This is a genomic window from Promicromonospora kroppenstedtii DSM 19349 (genome assembly GCF_000515355.1).
In the GTDB taxonomy this organism is placed as follows: Bacteria; Actinomycetota; Actinomycetes; order Actinomycetales; family Cellulomonadaceae; genus Promicromonospora; species Promicromonospora kroppenstedtii.
In genome coordinates, this window is the sequence record NZ_KI911604.1 from 1150 (window position 1) to 3397 (window position 2248).

General features: G+C 76.2%; 2 protein-coding genes. Both read right to left on the reverse strand.

What is annotated here, in order from left to right; genetic code table 11:
- Window positions 1-676, reverse strand: a 676-nt coding sequence (locus tag PROKR_RS33725) for a hypothetical protein (RefSeq protein WP_036959554.1), incomplete at its 3' end; no start/stop codon positions are given.
- 32 nt (window positions 677-708) lie between these two features.
- On the reverse strand, window positions 709-2248 hold a 1540-nt coding region (locus PROKR_RS03520; protein WP_036959556.1), incomplete at its 5' end, for an outer membrane protein assembly factor BamB family protein.

Below are 2248 nucleotides of genomic sequence, written 5' to 3' on the forward strand. Positions count from 1 at the left end.
CGGGCCTGGGCGGCCCGTACCGCTTCGTGTCCGCGGGCGCGAGGCCCCGCGGCACCGAGACCCGGCCGCCCGGCCCGACGACCACGACGGACCGGTCCTCGCCGGGACCCGTGAGGCAGACCAGGGACGCCGTCGCGATCCGCGACCATCCCGCGTTGCCGAGGGGTCCGCAGTCCGGGTCCTCGCCGAGCGGGACGGTCCACGCCTCCTCGCCCGTCTCCGGGCGCAACCCGACGAGCTCGCGGTCGGACCGCAGCACGAGGACGTCGCCGAGCTCCGCCACCTCGCTCCCGCGCCCCTCGTCCACGGCCTCGCGGGAGCCCACGAGCCCCGACCACCGCCAGGTCTGGCTCAGTGGCGCGGAGACGTCGGCGACGCCGCCGTGCACGTCACGCATCCGCTCCATCCGGGCGCCGTCCCGCGCACCCTCGACGGCCAGGCCGGTACCGAGCACCACGGCGAGCACCGCGGCCACCGGCCCGAGGACACGCAGCCTGCGGTCCGGACGGCCCGACGGCGACAAGGGATCGCCCGGCCCGGGACCGTCGGGGTCGCCGTCCCCGTCGGCATCTGCCGGCTCCGCGGCGCGGGCGCGGACGGACGGCGGCGCCGGGTCCCCCACGTCGTCGACCAGGTCGAAGACGATCCGACCGCCATCGCCCGGTTCGCGCACCATGTCGTCGAGGGTATGTCGCCTGGCGCGCTCTCTCATCCGAGACCGCGGACACCGAGCGACCCGACCTCCAGCAGGTGCCCGTCCACGGCGATCAGGTCGCCGGTCACGCCCTGCCGCACGACGTCGCCGTCGTGCGGGTCGAGCGTGGTGCGGGCCCCGCCGGCCTCCTCCCAGAGGAGCTCGCCCGTGCCCGCATCGAGGGCCACCATGCCTCGCGCCACGGTGCCGCTGCCCTCGGCGAGCAGCAGCACGACCTCGCCGTCGGTGAACGCCTGGACCACGTAGGCGGTCCCGAAGTAGCCGCCGTCCGCCTCCTCGTCGGGGTCCGAGCCGTCCCAGAGCCACCGCTCCTCGCCCGTGGCCAGGTCCAGCCCACGGACGGTCCCGGCGCCGCTGGTGATCACGGCCGTCTCGCCCACCTGGGCGAGGAACTCCTGCCCGCCGGACTGGAGCGCGATGTCCCAGCGCGCGGACCCGTCGGCGTCGTGGGCCGCGAGGCGACGCCGCGGCTCGTCGATCGCCAGCAGGGTGTCGGCGCCGGTCCGGTCCGTGGCCTTGGGGGTGATGACGTACCCGGCGACCTCCCCGACCGTCGTGCCGTCGGCGGCGTACATCAGGGTGCGCGCGACGTCGTCCCAGCTCATGCCGAGGTAGCCGCCCGAGTCGAGGCGGCCGACGACGCTGGACCCCGGTTCGAGCCTGCTGCCCAGCAGCACGCCCGAGGCCGTGACCGCCGCCTGGACGCCGCAGCCCTCCACGTTCACGAGGTCGGCGCGCACGCGAGCGCCGAAGGCGTCGGGCGCGAGCTGGCCGATGAGGTGGATGCGGTTGCCCGAGCTGCCCCAGGCCGAGCCGAACGTGCTGGTGCACAGCGTGGCCTCGGTGGGGCGGAAGGGGATGGTCACCTGCCAGCGCTCCTCGCCGGTGACGGCGTCCTCGGCGCGCAGCACGAGGTCACGACCGTTCGTGACGCTCCCCGAGCACTCGCCCGACGCGTCGCACCGGACGTCGCTCGGGAGCCGCGTCTCGGGTCCCGTGCGCCGCGCGCGCAGCACCGTGCCGTCCGGCCCTGTGTGGGGCGGCCCGAACTCCCTCGTGTCCGCGGCGTCGAGCAGCCGCGGGCGCGAGGCCTCGCCGTCGGGGCCCACCACGAACACCTCGGTGTCCCGACCCCGTTCCTGCAGGCAGACCAGGGCGGGTGTCACCGGGTCGTCCCACACGGGCGACACCGTGGGGCCGCACTCCGCGCCCTCGCCGAGCCCGACCGTCCAGGCCTCCTCGCCCGTGGCCGGGTCCAGCGCGACCAGCTCACCCTCGGACTCGAACACCAGCGCGTCACCGAGCACGGCGACGTCGGTGGTGCCCTCGCCGACGTCGACCTTCCCGGACCAGGACCACACCTCGCCGAGCGGCACGGACAGGTCCGCGACGCCCCCCGGTACCTCGCGCATCCGGTCCATCCGGGCGGCGTCGCGTGCGCCGTCGATCCCCAGGCCCGTGCCCAGCGCCACGGCGACGAGCGCGAGGACCGGCGCGGCCCGGCGCCACGTCAGTACCTGGCCGCCTGCGGCC